17 protein-coding genes are annotated in these 17,428 nt (G+C 70.9%); 15 read left to right on the forward strand and 2 right to left on the reverse strand.

All coding sequences use genetic code 11. From position 1 onward, the window contains the following. From B7767_RS03815 to B7767_RS03885, 14 genes are all read left to right on the forward strand, one after another. The coding region (locus B7767_RS03815; RefSeq protein WP_107485784.1) for an N-acylneuraminate cytidylyltransferase at positions 1-875 on the forward strand (875 nt) is incomplete at its 5' end. A 14-nt stretch (positions 876-889) separates the two neighbouring features. After that, positions 890-1,828 carry an N-acetylneuraminate synthase family protein gene (locus B7767_RS03820; protein ID WP_085570863.1) on the forward strand — a complete coding sequence of 313 codons (939 nt, stop codon included), beginning with the start codon at positions 890-892 and terminating at the stop codon, positions 1,826-1,828. A 52-nt stretch (positions 1,829-1,880) separates the two neighbouring features. Further along, a complete protein-coding gene (locus tag B7767_RS03825) occupies positions 1,881-2,945 on the forward strand; it encodes a hypothetical protein (RefSeq protein ID WP_085570864.1) in 1,065 nt (354 codons plus the stop codon). Positions 2,946-3,003: 58 nt separating this feature from the next. After that, entirely contained in the window at positions 3,004-3,267 is a 264-nt protein-coding gene (locus B7767_RS03830; RefSeq protein ID WP_256923307.1) for a hypothetical protein, read from the forward strand. A 9-nt stretch (positions 3,268-3,276) separates the two neighbouring features. Next, positions 3,277-3,681 (forward strand): type II toxin-antitoxin system VapC family toxin, encoded by a 405-nt coding sequence (locus B7767_RS03835; RefSeq protein WP_085570865.1) that lies wholly within the window; start codon positions 3,277-3,279, stop codon positions 3,679-3,681. A gap of 290 nt (positions 3,682-3,971) precedes the next feature. After that, the gene (locus B7767_RS03840; protein WP_085570866.1) at positions 3,972-5,201 is read left to right on the forward strand and encodes a M20 family metallopeptidase; all 1,230 of its coding nucleotides are present in this window, start codon (positions 3,972-3,974) and stop codon (positions 5,199-5,201) included. Positions 5,202-5,657: 456 nt separating this feature from the next. Continuing rightward, the gene (locus B7767_RS03845) at positions 5,658-6,707 is read left to right on the forward strand and encodes a BMP family protein (protein WP_085570867.1); all 1,050 of its coding nucleotides are present in this window, start codon (positions 5,658-5,660) and stop codon (positions 6,705-6,707) included. Positions 6,708-7,243: 536 nt separating this feature from the next. After that, positions 7,244-8,293 (forward strand): BMP family protein, encoded by a 1,050-nt coding sequence (locus B7767_RS03855; RefSeq protein ID WP_085570869.1) that lies wholly within the window; start codon positions 7,244-7,246, stop codon positions 8,291-8,293. A gap of 197 nt (positions 8,294-8,490) precedes the next feature. Continuing rightward, the gene (locus B7767_RS03860; RefSeq protein WP_085570870.1) at positions 8,491-10,050 is read left to right on the forward strand and encodes an ABC transporter ATP-binding protein; all 1,560 of its coding nucleotides are present in this window, start codon (positions 8,491-8,493) and stop codon (positions 10,048-10,050) included. Then, a complete protein-coding gene (locus B7767_RS03865; RefSeq protein WP_085570871.1) occupies positions 10,050-11,174 on the forward strand; it encodes an ABC transporter permease in 1,125 nt (374 codons plus the stop codon). Before B7767_RS03860 ends, B7767_RS03865 begins: the two co-directional genes overlap by 1 nt. Next, positions 11,171-12,445 carry an ABC transporter permease gene (locus B7767_RS03870; RefSeq protein ID WP_085570872.1) on the forward strand — a complete coding sequence of 425 codons (1,275 nt, stop codon included), beginning with the start codon at positions 11,171-11,173 and terminating at the stop codon, positions 12,443-12,445. Before B7767_RS03865 ends, B7767_RS03870 begins: the two co-directional genes overlap by 4 nt. Beyond that, positions 12,442-12,855 (forward strand): cytidine deaminase, encoded by a 414-nt coding sequence (locus B7767_RS03875; protein WP_085570873.1) that lies wholly within the window; start codon positions 12,442-12,444, stop codon positions 12,853-12,855. The genes B7767_RS03870 and B7767_RS03875 overlap by 4 nt, the downstream gene beginning before the upstream one ends. A 100-nt stretch (positions 12,856-12,955) precedes the next feature. Then, positions 12,956-14,233: a thymidine phosphorylase gene (locus tag B7767_RS03880; RefSeq protein WP_179167020.1), complete on the forward strand. Its 1,278-nt coding sequence runs from the start codon at positions 12,956-12,958 to the stop codon at positions 14,231-14,233. A gap of 95 nt (positions 14,234-14,328) precedes the next feature. Beyond that, positions 14,329-14,913 carry a Uma2 family endonuclease gene (locus B7767_RS03885; RefSeq protein WP_085570875.1) on the forward strand — a complete coding sequence of 195 codons (585 nt, stop codon included), beginning with the start codon at positions 14,329-14,331 and terminating at the stop codon, positions 14,911-14,913. A gap of 1 nt (position 14,914) precedes the next feature. On the opposite strand, the gene B7767_RS03890 is transcribed toward B7767_RS03885, so the two are convergent. Next, positions 14,915-15,835 (reverse strand): AEC family transporter, encoded by a 921-nt coding sequence (locus tag B7767_RS03890; RefSeq protein ID WP_085570876.1) that lies wholly within the window; start codon positions 15,833-15,835, stop codon positions 14,915-14,917. A 128-nt stretch (positions 15,836-15,963) separates the two neighbouring features. Here B7767_RS03890 and B7767_RS03895 point away from each other — a divergent pair, with 128 nt between their 5' ends. Beyond that, positions 15,964-16,362, forward strand: a complete 399-nt coding sequence (locus B7767_RS03895; RefSeq protein WP_143652192.1) for an STAS domain-containing protein — start codon at positions 15,964-15,966, stop codon at positions 16,360-16,362. On the opposite strand, the gene B7767_RS03900 is transcribed toward B7767_RS03895, so the two are convergent. Next, entirely contained in the window at positions 16,246-17,262 is a 1,017-nt protein-coding gene (locus B7767_RS03900; RefSeq protein ID WP_085570877.1) for a sigma-70 family RNA polymerase sigma factor, read from the reverse strand. The two genes, B7767_RS03895 and B7767_RS03900, sit on opposite strands and share 117 nt — an antisense overlap. Between the last annotated feature and the right edge of the window lie 166 nt (positions 17,263-17,428).

Consider the following 17,428-nt stretch of genomic DNA (forward strand, 5'->3'; position numbering starts at 1 on the left):
CCCCGCCCACCCCGGCCGGCGAGGCGACCGCCCACGGCACCGACCGGACCGCAGCGTCGACCGCGGCCGGGGGCGCGGACACCGCCCCGTCCGCCGATGCAAGGGGCGCCGGCGCGGACCCCGCCGCCACCGCCGGAGGTCACGGTGTCAACCACGACAAGTCCTTCCGCCCCCGCCGCCAGGACCGCCCCCAGGACCTCCTGGAGACCGGTGCCGCCTACGCCATGGACGCGGCGGGCTTCCGCGCGCACCAGCACCGCTTCTTCGGCCGTACCGAACTCGTACGCACCGACCCGGCCCGCGTACTGGAGATCGACGACCCGCACGACCTCGCACGGGCCCGCGCCCTCGCCCCGCTCCTCGACGCGGGAAGGCCCGGCGCCCTTCCGACCGCCGACGACATCGACGCGGTCGTCCTCGACTTCGACGGCACCCAGACCGACGACAGGGTGCTGATCGACTCCGACGGACGGGAGTTCGTCTCCGTGCACCGCGGGGACGGACTCGGCATCGCGGCCCTGCGCCGCAGCGGCCTGAAGCTGCTGATCCTGTCCACGGAGCAGAACCCGGTCGTCGCCGCCCGCGCACGCAAGCTCAGGCTCCCCGTGCTGCACGGCATCGACCGCAAGGACCTCGCACTCAAGCAGTGGTGCGAGGAGGAGGGCATCGCGCCCGAGCGCGTGCTGTACGTCGGCAACGACGTCAACGACCTCCCCTGCTTCTCCCTCGTCGGCTGGCCCGTGGCCGTCGCGAGCGCCCACGACGCCGTGCGCGGCGCCGCCCGCGCCGTCACCACCCTCCCCGGCGGTGACGGCGCGATCCGAGAGATCGCCGGCTGGATCCTCGGTCCCTCTCTCGATTCCCTCCCCAAGTAAGGAAACGCCAGGTCATGAGCGTCAACTCCCGCATCCGCACCTTCGGTACCCGCGAGGCCGGCCCCGGCCGCCCCGTGTACGTCACCGGCGAGATCGGCATCAACCACAACGGCGACATCGAGAACGCCTTCAAGCTGATCGACGCCGCCGCCGAGGCCGGCTGCGACGCGGTCAAGTTCCAGAAGCGCACCCCCGAGATCTGCACCCCGCGCGACCAGTGGGACATCGAGCGGGACACCCCCTGGGGCCGGATGACGTACATCGACTACCGCCACCGCGTGGAGTTCGGCGAGGAGGAGTACCGCCAGATCGACGCCTACTGCCGGAAGAAGGGCATCGACTGGTTCGCCTCCCCGTGGGACACCGAGGCCGTCGCCTTCCTGGAGAAGTTCGACGTCCCCGCCCACAAGGTGGCCTCCGCCTCCCTCACCGACGACGAGCTGCTGCGCGCCCTGCGCGCCACCGGCCGCACGGTCATCCTCTCCACCGGCATGTCCACCCCGAAGCAGATCCGCCACGCGGTCGAGGTCCTGGGCAGCGACAACATCCTGCTCTGCCACGCCACCTCCACCTACCCGGCGAAGGCGGAGGAGCTCAACCTCCGGGTCATCAACACCCTCCAGCAGGAGTACCCGAACGTCCCGATCGGCTACTCCGGCCACGAGACCGGCCTGCAGACCACCCTCGCCGCCGTCGCCCTCGGTGCCGTCTTCGTCGAGCGGCACATCACCCTCGACCGCGCCATGTGGGGCTCCGACCAGGCCGCCTCCGTCGAGCCGCAGGGCCTGACCCGCCTGGTCCGCGACATCCGCACCATCGAGGCCTCCCTCGGCGACGGCGTCAAGAAGGTCTACGACTCCGAACTGGGCCCGATGAAGAAGCTGCGCCGCGTCACCGGTGTGGTCGCCGAGGCGGAGATCGCCACCGCCGCCGGCGAGCCCGTGACCGTCTGACCCCGCACCCCCTCCACCCCACCCCTACGACGACGGGAACGGTCGTACGTCGATGAGCCCCCGCGCCGGCCGGCCCGGCCCCCACACTCTCGCCTTCGTCGAGAGCCCGGTACAGCTGCTCAACGTGCTGGAGTGGGCGCACGCGCACGCGCCCGGCGTGGGGCTCGCCCTCGTGGTGCTGTCCCCGGTCGACCCCATGACCCGCGGCCAGTTGCGCCGCATGGCGGAGCTGGCCCGCGAGGAGGGCCACGAGGTCCGCTGGGAGGAGGCACGCGGGGGAGCGAGCGCCCCGCTGCAGACGGTCGGCGGCCTCACCGCGCCGCTCCGCCGGGCCACCCGCGTCGTCCTCGGCGACCCCTTCTCCCGCTACGTCCAACTACTGCTGACGATCACCCGCGCCCGTGAGGTCGTCGTCGTCGACGACGGCACCGCGACCATGGAGTTCGTCGGCCAGCTGGCCCGGGGCGAACGCCTGGTGCGCTGGCACCGCAAGGGCGGCCGCCCCGGCCCCCGCGAACTCGTCCTCGCCCCCGTGTCCGCCGCCGCCCGGCGCCGGCTCACCCCCGGTGAGAAGCGCACGGTGGAGGTCTTCACCTCCATGCCCATGGAGGACACCCCGCCCGGCGTCACCGTCGGCTCCCACACCTTCGCCTGGACCCGGGGCCGCTTCGGCCCGCCCCGCGTCACCCGGGGCGCCGACATGGTCGGCACGTCCCTGGTGGAGACCGGCGTGGTGGACGCCGACGCCTACCTGGAGGCCGTACGCACCCTGGCCGCCACGCACGGCGCCAAGCGCTACTTCGCCCACCGCCGCGAGAGCACGGAGAAGCTCCACCGGCTCGCCGTCGGGACGGGGCTGGAGATCGTCCGCCCGGAGCTCCCGCTGGAGATCGTCGCCCGGCGCGGCCCCGTCGGCGCCACCGTCCTCAGCTTCCCCTCCACGGTCGTCCACACCCTCCCGCTGGCCCTCGCCGGCACCGGCGTCCGCGTCGTGGTGTGCGACATAGACCCCGCCTGGCTGACCGAGCACGCCTCCCCCCGCGCCCGGGGCTTCCTGGCCAACGTCACCGACACGGCCAAGTCCGCCCACCACCTGCGGACGGTTCCGGCGGTCTGAGTTCCCGGCACCGGAAGGGAGCAGGTGTTCGGGTCTCCGCTCGTGTCGGGAAAACCTGATGTCACCAGGTGAGAGCGCCCTTATGCTGGCCGTGGAGCCGGTTCTCGCCCCGCTGGAGGTCCTGATGAGCACACCCGCGTCCGAGGGCTTCAGTCACCCACAGCCGAGGCCGCGCCTGTCGGTCGAGGAACTGCTGGCGGCGAAGAACACCCAGCCGATCCGTTCCCTGGACGACCTCGCCGCCGACACCTTCGAGTCGGACGAGGAACTGGAAGAGTTCCTCGCCTTCACCTATGCCGAGCGCCGGCGCGACGCCGCCTGAGCCTGCCGCATGCAACCCGTCATCCTCGACACCGACGTCGCCTCCCTGCTGCACAAGCGCAAGCTGACCGGACCACTGGCGACCCGCCTGATCGGCCGCAAACCGCTGATCACCTTCGTGACCTACGGTGAACTCACGAAGTGGATGGAGATCCGTCACTGGGGCACCCGAAGCCGTCAGGAACTCGCCGACTGGCTCGCCGACGTCCCCGTCCTCCCGGGTGACGAAGCCGTCGCCACCACTTGGGGGCGGCTGTCCGCCGCCGGGATACAGCGTGGCCGGCCCCGCCCCACCAATGACATGTGGATCGCCGCCAGCGCCCTCACCTATGACCTGCCGCTGGCCACTCTCAACCTCAAGGACTACGAGGACTTCCGCCTCCATCACGGTCTTCGCGTACTCGGTGCCGAATAACAGCCGTCGCCTGTCGCCATCCGCCGAATGAACCGGTCCGCGTGGCGTCGGCCGATCGTGGTAACCGTGAGGAGTGGACGGGTGCCGGAACCATGTCCCGGATTGTGATCGACCTCATGGACCGGCAGGCCATCGGCCTATACCCTCACAAAAAGACGGTGAGTGTACCCACCTCAATACACGGCTATGCGTAGGGCAGCCGGATTTTCTCCCCCCAACGGGCTGATTTTTCTTGATCGGGGGTCGGCGGACGGCTCCGGCGCCCTACCCTTCAAAGGGTGAAACCACTGATGTCACTGGAGTCCGAGATCGATCTCCCCGGGGGAGCGGTGCTCCCCGGCGCGCTGCCCGAGACCCTGCGCGCCGAACTCGTGGCCTTCCGGCGCGACCTGCACATGCACCCGGAGCTCGGTCACCAGGAGTTCCGCACCACCGCGGCGATCAAGGAACGCCTCGAGCAGGCCGGCCTGAAGCCGCGCGTCCTCTCCGGCGGCACCGGCCTGATCTGTGACATCGGAACCGACGACGAGGCCGGCACGGACTCGGCGATGCTCGCCCTGCGCGCCGACATCGACGGCCTGCCCATCCCCGACATGAAGGCCGACTGCCCCTACCGCTCCACCGTGCCCGACCGGGCCCACGCCTGCGGCCACGACGTGCACACCACCGTCGTGCTCGGCGCCGGCCTGGTCCTCGCCGAACTGCACCGCCAGGGCCTGCTGCCCCGCCCCGTGCGGCTGATCTTCCAGCCCGCCGAGGAGGTGCTGCCCGGCGGCGCGGCCGAGGTCGTCGAGGACGGCGGGCTCGACGGCGTCGGCCGGATCCTCGCCGTGCACTGCGACCCCCGCGTCGACGCGGGGAGGATCGGGCTGCGCGAGGGCGCCATCACCTCCGCCTGCGACCGGCTGGAGATCGCCCTCGACGGCCCCGGCGGCCACACCGCCCGCCCGCACCTGACCACCGACCTGGTCACCGCCGCCGCGCGGGTCGTCACCGACGTGCCCGCGCTGGTCGGCCGGCGGGTCGACAGCCGCAGCGGACTCGCCGTGACCTGGGGCCGGGTCGAGTCGGGCCACGCGCCCAACGTCATCCCGCAGCACGCCGAGCTGTCCGGCACCGTGCGCTGCCTGGACCTGGAGACCTGGCGGCAGGCCCCCGACATCGTGGTCGCCGCCATCGACGAGGTGGCCAACCTGCACCGCGCCAAGTCGGAGATCACCTACGTGCGCGGAGTTCCGCCGGTCGTCAACGAGGCCGGCGCCACCGAGCTGCTGCGCGACGCCATGATCGCCCGGCGCGGCGCCGACTCCGTCGAGGGCACCGAACAGAGCCTCGGCGGCGAGGACTTCTCCTGGTACCTGGAGCGCGTCCCCGGCGCCATGGCCCGCCTCGGCGTCCGTCCCCCGGGCGAGCGCACCGTGCGCGACCTGCACCAGGGCGACTTCGACGTGGACGAACACGCCATCACCGTAGGAGTGGAACTCTTCACCGGCGCCGCCCTCCTGGACGCCCTGCGCTAGACGTTCCAGCCCCTCCGTCCCGATCCAGCCCCCGCCCAACCCGGCCCCCCGGCCCAATCCAGCCCCTCTGGGGGTGCCCCCTTTGGGGGAGTTCGAGGAGCGGGGTCCGGAGCGGAGCCCCGGTTTCGGGACGGGAAGGGGCGGCGGGGGCGAAAACCCTGCCCGGCCCCACCCCATCCCACCCCATTCGCCCCACCGGTCCCCACCGTCACCCCTCCCGCCCATCCCGCTTGCGCGCCCCGCGCACCGGAGGCAGCGTGGGCCACGTGCACCCACGCCCCCCGCACCGACCGCCCGGTTCGGACCCGTACGGCCCCCTGGTTCACAAGGACGTAACCGGCCACCGGCACGAATGGATAACGGCCCCCTCGACCCCGTTCCCAGGAATGTCTACGCGCGTTAATGTGCGCCGAACCGAGCGCCCGCTGCGGGGCTTTGGAGAATGGGGAACTTCAGATGCGTCGGATATCCAAACTGACCCGCGTCGCGGTGGGCGTCGCCTCGCTCGCACTCGCCGCCACCGCCTGCGGCGGCACCAGCGGTGACAACGGCGACAGCGGCGGTTCCAAGGAGGACCTCGGTCTCGCCATCGCCTACGACATCGGCGGCAAGGGCGACCAGTCCTTCAACGACGCGGCCTTCGCCGGCCTCACCAAGGCCAAGGACGAGTTCGGCTACAAGACCGCCGACGTCGAGCCCACCGAGGGCGAGACCGACGCGGACAAGGAGCAGCGCCTGGCCTCGCTGGCCCGCCAGGGCTACAACCCGGTCATCGGCGTCGGCTTCGCCTACGGCCCCGCGATGAAGGCCGTCGCCGCGAAGTACCCGAAGACCACCTTCGGCATCGTCGACTCCGTCGTCGAGGGCGACAACGTCGCCTCCCTCGTCTTCGCCGAGGAGCAGGCCTCCTACCTGGCCGGTGTCGCCGCGGCCAAGGCCACCAAGACCAACACGGTCGGTTTCGTGGGCGGTGTGGACATCCCGCTGATCCACAAGTTCCAGGCCGGCTACGAGCAGGGTGTGAAGGCCACCAACCCCAAGGTCAAGGTGATCCCGCAGTACCTCACCCAGACCGCCGAGGAGGGCGGCTTCTCCAGCCCCGACAAGGGCAAGGCCGCCGCCGAGGGCCAGATCGAGAAGAAGGCCGACGTCATCTACCAGGCGGCCGGCCTGTCCGGCCAGGGCGTCATCGAGGCCGCCGCCAAGGCGAAGGTCTGGGCGATCGGCGTCGACTCCGACCAGTACAAGCAGGAAGCCCTCGCCGCGTACAAGGACTACATCCTCACCTCCGCCCTGAAGGACGTCGGCGGCGCGGTGTACGCACTGGCCGAGTCGGTCGAGGACGGCAAGCCGCTGACCGGCACCCAGGTCTTCGACCTCAAGGTGGACGGCGTCGGCCTGTCGGAGAGCAACCCGAAGATGGCCGAGATCGCCGGCCTGACGGACGCCGTGAACAAGGCCAAGGAAGGCATCATCGACGGCTCCATCCAGGTCAAGACGGATTAGCCGCACCCGGTACACCCGCACGGAGGGGGCCGGCACATCGAGTGCCCGCCCTCTCCGTCGTTTCCGCGCCCTTCGGGGATGCCGTGGGCGGACCCGGCGGCAGGGCACCGAGGGGAGCGGACGCCCAGCCGGAACAGCCCGTCGACGGTGTGCCGCCGGGAGATCCGCTCCCCCTCGTGGCTCCCGATCCTGTGTCCGGACACGTCCGGGAGTGGTCCGGCGGATTCGCCGACAGCGTCCTTCGGAGGGCCCGGGGCCGCGCCGGCATGCGGCCCCGCCGCGCCGGCATACGGCTCCGCCGCGCGGGCGCGGAAGGGGTCCGGGGGACGACGCCCCCAGGGACGACCGCTCACCCACAGCCACCCCCCGTTCGCGCCCGGCGACGCCCAGGCCACCGCTCGACGCCGTGTTGGCCACGGCCGCATAACAAGGTGGACAGAAGGGGTTTTCAGGCAGGTCTACGCGCGTTAATCTGCGGCAAAGCCAGCGCCGCAGCTGAACACGTCCCGGCGCTTGTACGACTAGGAGCACCACACATGCGCCGGATTTCCCGGATCACGGTCGCAGGCGCAGCGACCGCCTCCCTGGCCCTCGCCCTCTCCGCCTGCGGCGGCACCTCCACCTCTTCGAGCTCGTCGGAGTCGAAGGGTGACAAGGGCCTCGCCATCGCGTACGACGTCGGCGGCAAGGGCGACCAGTCCTTCAACGACGCCGCGTACGCGGGTCTCGAGCAGGCGAAGAAGGAGTTCGGCTACGAGACGGCCGACGTCGAGCCCACCGACGGCGAGACGGACGCCGACAAGGAACAGCGCCTGGTCTCGCTGGCGAAGCAGGGCTACAACCCGGTCGTCGGTGTCGGCTACGCGTACGCCGCCGCCGTGAAGGGTGCCGCGGAGAAGTTCCCGGACACCACCTTCGGCATCGTCGACGACGCCACGATCGAGGCGAAGAACGTCGCCGACCTGGTCTTCTCCGAGGAGCAGGCCTCCTACCTGGCCGGTGTCGCCGCCGCCAAGACCACCGAGACCGACGTCGTCGGCTTCGTGGGCGGTGTGAACATCCCGCTGATCCACAAGTTCCGCGCGGGCTTCGAGCAGGGCGTCAAGGACACCGACCCCAAGGTCAAGGTCATCTCGCAGTTCCTGACGCAGACCGCGGAGGAGGGCGGCTTCTCCAGCCCCGACAAGGGCAAGAGCGCCGCCGAGGGCCAGATCGAGAAGAAGGCCGACGTCGTCTACGCGGCCGCCGGCCTGTCCGGCCAGGGTGTCATCGAGGCCGCCGCCGCCAACAAGGTGTGGGCGATCGGCGTCGACTCCGACCAGTACAAGCAGGAAGCCCTCGCCAAGTACAAGGACTCGATCCTCACCTCGGCGATGAAGGACGTCGCCAAGGCGGTGTACAACCTGGCGAAGTCGGTCGAGGACGGCACGCCCACGACCGGTATCGTCAAGGGCGATCTGAAGACGGGTGAGGTGAGCCTGTCGAACTCCAACCCGAAGTTCGCGGACGACGCCGAGCTCCAGGAAGCCATCGAGACGGCCAAGGAGAAGATCGTCAGCGGCGAGATCAAGGTCAAGTCGAGCTGAGACACCCCTGTACCACCGCGGGGTCGCGTCCGCTCGACGGGGTACGAGGAGCCGGGCTCCTCGTACCCCGTCGGTCAGGTGCGCCACCCCTTTGTATGCCGTAGGGGCGCTACGCGCGTAGACGGCCCCCGTCCCCAGGAGAGTGCGTCATCAACGCGTCCAGCAGCCCTCCGGCCGGAGCGGCGGTCAACGATTCGGTGACCGCCGTCGAACTCGCCGGCATCACCAAGCGCTTCCCCGGCGTCGTCGCCAACCACGACATCCACCTCACGGTCCGCAAAGGCACCGTCCACGCCCTCGTCGGCGAGAACGGCGCCGGCAAGTCGACCCTGATGAAGATCCTCTACGGCATGCAGAAGCCGGACGAGGGCACCATCACGATCCACGGCGAACAGGTGAGCTTCTCCTCGCCCGCCGACGCCATCGTCCGCGGCATCGGCATGGTGCACCAGCACTTCATGCTCGCCGACAACCTCACCGTCCTCGAGAACGTCGTCCTCGGCAGCGAGAAGCTCCACGGCATCGGCGGCAAGGCCCGCCGCAAGATCAAGGAGCTCTCCGACCGCTACGGCCTCGGCGTCCGCCCCGACGTCCTGGTCGAGGAGCTCGGCGTCGCCGCCCGCCAGCGCGTGGAGATCCTCAAGGTCCTCTACCGCGGCGCCACCACCCTGATCCTCGACGAGCCCACCGCCGTCCTCGTGCCGCAGGAGGTCGACGCGCTCTTCGACAACCTGCGCGAGCTGAAGGCCGAGGGCCTGTCGGTCATCTTCATCTCCCACAAGCTGGGCGAGGTCCTCTCCGTCGCCGACGACATCACCGTCATCCGCCGCGGCACCACGGTCGGCACGGCCGTCCCCTCCGAGACGACCCCGCGCCAGCTCGCCGAGCTGATGGTCGGCAGCGAGCTGCCCACCCCGGAGACGGCCGAGTCCACGGTCACCGACCGTCCCGTCATCACCGTCGACAAGCTGCGCCTGGTGGCCCCCGGCGGCAAGGCCCTGCTCGACGACATCAGCTTCACCATCCACGCGGGCGAGGTCCTCGGCATCGCCGGTGTGGAGGGCAACGGCCAGACCGAGCTGGTCGACGCGCTCATCGGCCTGAAGCACGCCGACTCCGGCGTCATCCGGCTGGCCGACGAGGAGATCACCTCCTGGGCCACCCGCAGGCGCCGCGAGCAGGGCATCGGCTACATCCCCGAGGACCGCCACCGCCACGGCCTGCTCCTGGAGGCCCCCCTCTGGGAGAACCGCATCCTCGGCCACGTCACGGAGAAGCCCAACGCCAAGGGCGTCTGGCTCGACCCGAAGGCCGCCCAGGAGGACACCCGCCGGATCGTCACCGAGTACGACGTCCGCACCCCCGGCATCGACGTCACCGCCGCCTCCCTGTCCGGCGGCAACCAGCAGAAGCTGATCGTCGGCCGCGAGATGAGCCACAAGCCGCGCTTCCTGATCGCCGCCCACCCCACCCGCGGTGTGGACGTCGGCGCGCAGGCCGCCATCTGGGACCACATCCGCGAGGCCCGCCGCGAGGGCCTGGCCGTCCTGCTGATCTCCGCCGACCTGGACGAGCTCATCGGCCTGTCCGACACCCTCCGGGTGATCTACGACGGCAAGCTGGTCGCGGACGCCGACCCGGCCACCATCACCCCGGAGGAACTCGGCACCGCCATGACCGGCGCCGCCGAGGGCCACCTGGAGCACGAAGAGACCCCGGCCGACGGCGGCCGGGGTGCGGAAGACGAGGCCCGCTGATGAAGAAGTTCGACAAGGAGCGCGTACTCCTCGCGGTGGCCGGACCGGTCATCGCGCTCGCCGTGGCCTTCGTGCTCAGCGCGATCGTCCTGATCGCGTCGGGCAAGAACCCGGTCGAACCGTTCACCCTGATGTTCGAGCAGGCCGGTTTCTCCGACATCCAGGTCCTGATCATCAACCAGGCCTCGATGTACTACATCGCCGCCCTCGCGGTCGCCATCGGCTTCCGCATGAACCTGTTCAACATCGGCGTCGACGGCCAGTACCAGCTCGGCGCCATGATGGCCGCCGTCGTCGGCGCCCACGCCGCCCTCCCGGCGTTCCTCCAGGTCCCGCTGCTGCTGCTGACCGCCCTGCTCACCGGCGCCTTCTGGGCCGGCATCGCCGGTGTCCTCAAGGTCACCCGCGGCGTCAGCGAGGTCGTCGCCACGATCATGCTCAACGCGATCGCCACCTCGCTCATCGTCTACATGTGGAAGCCGGACGTCTTCGGCGTCAAGATCGGCAACAACAGCACCACCGGCGAGATGCACGAGTCCGGCTGGATCCCCGGCATCGACATGGGCGCGGCCGGCGAGATCTACGGCCTGGTGATCCTGGCCGTCCTGCTCGGCATCGGCTACTGGGTCACCCTCAACCGCACCCGCTTCGGCTTCGACCTGCGCGCCTCCGGCGCCTCCGAGTCCGCCGCCTCCGCCAGCGGCGTCGACCCCAAGCGCATGGTCCTCACCGCCATGCTGCTCTCCGGCGCCATCGCCGGCCTCGCGGGCCTGCCGATCCTCCTCGGCGACTCCCACACCTACAACCTCAACTTCCCCACCGGCATCGGCTTCCTCGGCATCGGCATCGCCCTGCTCGGCCGCAACAGCCCGGTCGGCATCGCCTTCGCCGCCCTGCTGTGGGCCTGGCTCGACAAGGCCTCGCCCGAGCTGGACTTCCACGGCTACGACAAGGAGATCGCGGTCATCATGCAGGGCCTGATCGTCCTCTCGGTGGTCGTCTCCTACGAGGCCGTCCGCGAGTGGGGCCTGCGCCGCCAGCAGCGCCGGGTCGGCGCGGAGCTCGCCGCGGGCCACGTCCTGGGCGCCGACAACAACACCACGAAGGAGGTGGCCGGCCGATGACCGCTCCGACCACAGCGACCGACGTCAACCAGCCGTCGCTGGAACACGCACCACCGACCGGCCGCCGCATGTCGTGGCCCGTCCTGCTCCTGGTCGTCGCCGGAGCCCTGGCACTGGTCTCGATCGTCCGCATCATCACCGGTGCGGACGGCATCACCAACGTCAGCCAGATGTCCACCGCCCTCCAGCTCGCGGTCCCGATCGGCCTCGCCGGTCTCGGCGGCCTCTGGGCCGAGCGCGCGGGCGTGGTCAACATCGGCCTCGAGGGCATGCTGATCCTCGGCACCTGGTTCGGCGCCTGGGCCGGATTCCAGTGGGGCCCGTGGACCGGCGTCCTCGTCGGCATCATCGGCGGCGCGCTCGGCGGCCTGCTGCACGCGATCGTCACCGTCACCTTCAACGTCAACCACATCGTCTCCGGTGTGGCCATCAACATCCTCGCCCTCGGCGCCACCCGCTACCTCGCCCCGCTCGCCTTCGAGGGCCACCAGGGCGGCTCCGCCAAGCAGTCCCCGGCGGTCGACTCCCTCGGCCACTTCACCGTGCCGGGGCTGTCCGACGCACTGAGCGACCTCAACGACAAGGGCTGGTTCTTCGTCTCCGACATCGCCGGCCTGCTCGGCGGACTGGTCACCGACGTCTCCTGGCTGACCCTGATCGCCGTCGCGCTCATCCCCGCCACCTGGTGGATCCTGTGGCGCACGGCCTTCGGCCTGCGCCTGCGCTCCTGCGGCGAGAACCCGATCGCCGCCGAGTCCCTCGGCGTCAACGTCTACAAGTACAAGTACCTCGCCGTGATCATCTCCGGCGGCCTGGCCGGCCTCGGCGGCGTCTTCCTCTCCATCGTGGCCAACCCCTTCTACCTGGAGGGCCAGACCAGCGGCCGCGGCTACATCGGCCTCGCCGCGATGATCTTCGGCAACTGGATGCCCGGCGGCCTCGCCATCGGCGCCGGCCTCTTCGGCTACACCGACAGCCTCAACCTGCGCGGCGGCTCCGCCAACGTGCACGCCCTGCTGCTGCTCGGCGCGCTGCTGCTGGTCATCGGCGCGATCTGGCTGGCCGTCCGCAAGAAGTACGTCCACGCGGTGATCACCCTGATCGTCGGCGCCCTCGTCTGGGCCTGGTACGCCACCACCAACGAGGTCCCCAACCAGGTCGTCTCCGCCACGCCGTACGTCATCACCCTCGTGGTCCTCGCGCTCTCCGCGCAGCGGCTGCGCATGCCCAAGGCGGACGGCATGCCGTACCGGAAGGGGCAGGGCAAATGACCTCCCCCGGGTCCACCGCGGCCGACACCGACTGGGAGGCGCTGCGCGCCGTGGCACGGGACGCCATGTCCCACGCCTACGCCCCCTACTCGGGCTACCCGGTCGGCGTGGCGGCCCTGGTCGACGACGGACGCACGGTGTCCGGCTGCAACGTCGAGAACGCCTCGTACGGGCTCGGCCTGTGCGCCGAGTGCGGACTGGTCTCCGAGCTCCAGCGCACCGGGGGCGGCCGGCTCACGCACTTCACCTGCGTGGACGGCGACGGCGAGATCCTCGTCCCGTGCGGCCGCTGCCGCCAGCTGCTGTACGAGTTCGGCGGCCCCGGTCTGCTCCTGGAGACCCCGGCGGGCATCCTGCCGCTCTCCGAGATGCTGCCCCAGGCCTTCGGCCCGCAGCACCTCACCAAGTAATTCCCGTACGGCCCCTCCGAGCGACCGTCGACACCCGTCGATACCGTCGTCCGGAGGGGCCGCACCCTTCGCACCTCCGGAAGGAACGCCAGTCATGGCCATGGACGCCATCTCCGTCATCCGCACCAAGCGGGACCGCGGCGAACTCAGCGACGAGCAGATCGACTGGGTGATCGACGCGTACACCCGCGGGGAGGTGGCCGACGAGCAGATGTCGGCCCTCGCGATGGCGATCCTCCTCAACGGCATGAACCGGAGCGAGATCGCCCGCTGGACGGCCGCGATGATCGCCTCCGGCGAGCGCATGGACTTCTCGTCCCTGTCCCGCCCCACCGCCGACAAGCACTCCACCGGCGGCGTCGGCGACAAGATCACACTCCCGCTGGCCCCCCTCGTCGCGGCCTGCGGCGCGGCCGTCCCCCAGCTCTCCGGGCGCGGCCTCGGCCACACCGGCGGCACCCTCGACAAGCTGGAGTCGATCCCCGGCTGGCGCGCGCTGCTCTCCAACGAGGAGATGCTGTCGGTGCTGGACGGCACCGGCGCGGTGATCTGCGCGGCGGGCGACGGACTGGCCCCGGCGGACAAGAAGCTGTACGCCCTCCGGGACGTCACGGGCACGGTCGAGGCGATCCCCCTGATCGCCTCGTCCATCATGTCGAAGAAGATCGCGGAGGGCACCGGCTCCCTGGTCCTGGACGTGAAGGTCGGCACCGGCGCCTTCATGAAGACGATCGACGACGCCCGCGAACTGGCCCGCACCATGGTGGGCCTGGGCACCGACTCCGGCGTGCGGACGGTCGCCCTCCTCACCGACATGTCCACCCCGCTCGGCCTGACCGCCGGCAACGCCCTCGAGGTCCGCGAGTCGGTCGAGGTCCTGGCGGGCGGCGGCCCCGCGGACGTCGTCGAGCTGACCCTCGCCCTGGCCCGCGAGATGCTGGACGCGGCGGGCCTGCGGGACGCCGACCCGGCGAAGGCCCTCGCCGACGGATCCGCGATGGACGTCTGGCGCCGCATGATCTCGGCCCAGGGCGGCGACCCGGACGCGGAGCTGCCCACGTCGAAGGAACAGCACGTCGTCAAGGCCCCCTCCTCCGGCGTCCTGACCCGCCTCGACGCCTACGACATCGGCGTCGCCGCCTGGCGCCTCGGCGCGGGCCGCGCCCGCAAGGAGGACCCGGTCCAGGCGGGCGCGGGCGTGGAGATGCACGCCAAGCCCGGCGACACGGTGACGGAGGGCCAGCCCCTCCTCACCCTCCACACGGACACCCCGGACCGTTTCGAGTACGCGCTCCAGGCGGTGGAGGGCTCGTACGACATCGAGGCCCCCGGCACGGACTTCTCCGCCACGCCGGTCGTGCTGGAACGTATCGCCTGACCTGCGGTTTCCCTGATCGGGTGAACGGGACCGGTGGACCCCCGCCGGTCCCGTTCGGCATGCTGTACTCGGTGACGCACCGATAGGAGACCGCCATGAGCGCACTCACCGTGAGCCAGGAGCCCGACCAGAACTGGGACGACCTCGTCCGGTTCTGGGAGGAGATGGAATGGCCCGAGGGCAGCAAGGTGGAGATCATTGAGGGGATCATCACCGTGTCACCCGCTCCCGCTTACCGTCACAACTTGATCGCGGAAAGTATTCAGCGTCGCCTCTACTCGGTGATTCCACCGGACTGGGGGATCTTCCAGACGCTGGCGATCGCCGTGCCCTCGCGGATGGGCATGCTCATTCCAGATCTTGTGGTGGCCCCGAGGCGGGACCACACGGAATCGGACACCCACATCCCCGCGGCCCTCGCCGAGCTGGTCGTCGAGGTCACCTCGAAGTCCAACGCCCGCGACGACCGCGTCGGCAAGCCCGCCGCCTACGCCGCCGCGGGTATCCCGCTGTACCTCCTCGTCGACCGATGGGCCCCCGACGGCCCGACCGCGACGCTCTACGGCGAACCGAAGGATGACGTCTACCGTCCCTTGAGCACCGCGAAGTTCGGTGAGCCGATCAAGCTCCCCGCCCCCTTCGACCTGGTGATCGACACTGCGGAGTTCCCCGGGACCTGAGTCATCCCAGCAACGCCGCCACCACCACGAGAACCGGCACGGACAGCACCGTCGACACCAGGATCGCCTCCCGGGCCAGCTTCTCGCCCACCCGGTAGCTGCTGGCGTACGTGAAGAGGTTCTGGGCGGCGGGAAGGGCCGAGGTCACCACCACGTCCAGCAGGTGTGCGCCGCGCAGGCCGAAGACGCCGACCGCCAGGGCCCAGGCGGCCAGCGGCTGGCCCACCGCCTTCAGCGCCACGGCGAGGAGGACGGCGCCGCGGTCACCGCCCCGCAGGGGCAGCGTGCTGCCGCGCAGCGAGATGCCGAAGGCGAGGAGCACGGCGGGGACCGCCATGTTGCCGATCAGGGTCACCGGGTCCCAGACCGGCCCCGGTATCTCGACCCCGGCCGCCGACACCGCCACCCCTGCCAGCGACCCCACCGCGATCGGATTGCGCAACGGGGTGAGCAGCCGCCGCCACAGCGGTTGCTTCTCGCCCGCCGTCGACAGGTCGAGGATCGTCAGTGCGACCGGCGTGACCCCGACCAGCTGGAACAGCAGCACCGGCGCCACGAGCGAGGCGTCGCCCAGCACGTACACCGCGATCGGGATCCCCAGGTTGCCGGAGTTGACGTAGCTGGAGCACAGGGCGCCGATGGTGGTGCGGCCCACGCCCCAGCCCCGTACGACACCCACCGCGACGAAGACGCCCGCCACCGCCGCCGTGCTCAGCGCGGTGACCAGGAGGCGGCCGGAGAAGACCACCGACAGGTCGGCCCGGGCGAGCGTGGTGAACAGCAGCGCCGGGGACGCCACATGGAACGCCAGCTTCGTCAGGACCTCGCGGCCCTGCGCGCCGAGATGCCCCCGGCGGCCGATGACATAGCCGACGCCGATGACGACGGCGATCACCAGGAATCCGCTCAGCACCCCCTGCACGGCAGCTCCCCGCGGACGCGAAGGGCACCGGACACCGTGGGCGGGGATGATCTATGGCACATACAGCCAACCCTCCGGGGAGGGCCGTGCCCGGGTCAATGTGATCCTTGCGGCGCCGGCCGCCCGCGATGAGTTACGCGCCACCGCCCGGTCTACCGGTCGTGGATGCCATGACACCGCCCGTACTCGTGCTCAGCGGCCCTCTCGTCCAAGGCGAGGTGAGCGGGCCCTGCGACGCGCTGCGGGCGCTGATGGACAGCGGCGGTGGCGGCGGCTCGGGCCGGGTGGTGGTGTGCGATGTCGCCGGGCTGGGGCCGGCCGGCCTCGCCGCCGTGAACCTGCTCGCACGGCTCCAGCTCACCGCGCGCCGCGCCGGGGGCCGGATACGGCTGCGCGATCCCTCCCCGGCGCTATGCGCCCTGCTCGACCTGGTCGGCCTCCGCTTCGAGACGGAGGGGCAGGTCGAACAGCGGGAACCACCGCTTGGTGTCGAGGAAGCAGTGGAACCCGGTGATCCGGCCGTCTGAGATCTCCAGTGCCTGGACCGCCCACGGTGTGAAGCCGCCGGCCTCCGGATCGGGCTTGTACTGCGCGAACCCCGGCAGCCCGTTGACCTCCACCGGTATCAGCCGCGACCCCGAGCAGGCGGCGCCCAGCGTCGTCATGAAGCCCGTGATGTCCTCGGCGCCGGTCAGCCACAGGTCGAACGGCGGCATCGTCATGACGGCGTCCTCGTGCAGCAGCGCGGTCAGCGCCGACATGTCGTACCCCTCGAAGGCCGCGACATAGCGCTCGAGCAGCTTCCGCTGCTCCTCGTCCAGCGGGTCGGAGACCGACGCGTCGGCGCCCGGCTGCTGCCGCTCGGCGAGCGTCGCCCGGGCCCGCTGGAGCGCGCTGTTGACCGACGCGACCGAGGTGCCCAGCAGTTCGGCGACCTCGCTCGCCTTCCAGGCCAGCACCTCGCGCAGGATCAGCACCGCCCGCTGCTTGGCCGGCAGCTGCTGCAGCGCGGCCATGAAGGCGAGCCGCACCGACTCCTTGGCGACCGCCGCCTCCGCCGGGTCGGCGGGCGTCGGCAGCACCCGGGAGTCGGGCATGGGCTCCAGCCACGTGCTGTCCGGGCGGGGGGACAGCGCCGCCCGCGCCAGCGGGGTGGACTCGGTCAGATCCATCGGCCTCGCCCGCTTGTTGCCCGCCGTCAGCATGTCCAGGCAGACGTTGGTCGCGATGCGGTACAGCCACGAGCGCAGGCTGGAGCGGCCCTCGAACTTGTCGAAGCTGCGCCAGGCACGGATCATCGTGTCCTGCACCGCGTCCTCCGCCTCGAAGGAGGAGCCCAGCATCCGGTAGCAGTACCCGGTCAGTTCGACCCGGTACGCCTCCAGCCTGGCGTCCAGGTCGGTCGTCGTCGCGGTGCCGTTCGTCATCGTCCACCCACCCCATGTGGTGTCGTCTTGGTCCACCACTTCGGAAGCTACCGCAGCCCACTGACAACGGCCCGCCGCACGGACGAAGGTGCAGGTCAGGCGGGAGGGCGGCTGGTACAGGGGTGTTTCGCCCCCGCCGCCCCTGCCCGTCCCGGAACCGGGACGG

This window comes from Streptomyces sp. 13-12-16 (assembly GCF_002114215.1).
GTDB lineage: Bacteria > Actinomycetota > Actinomycetes > Streptomycetales > Streptomycetaceae > Streptomyces.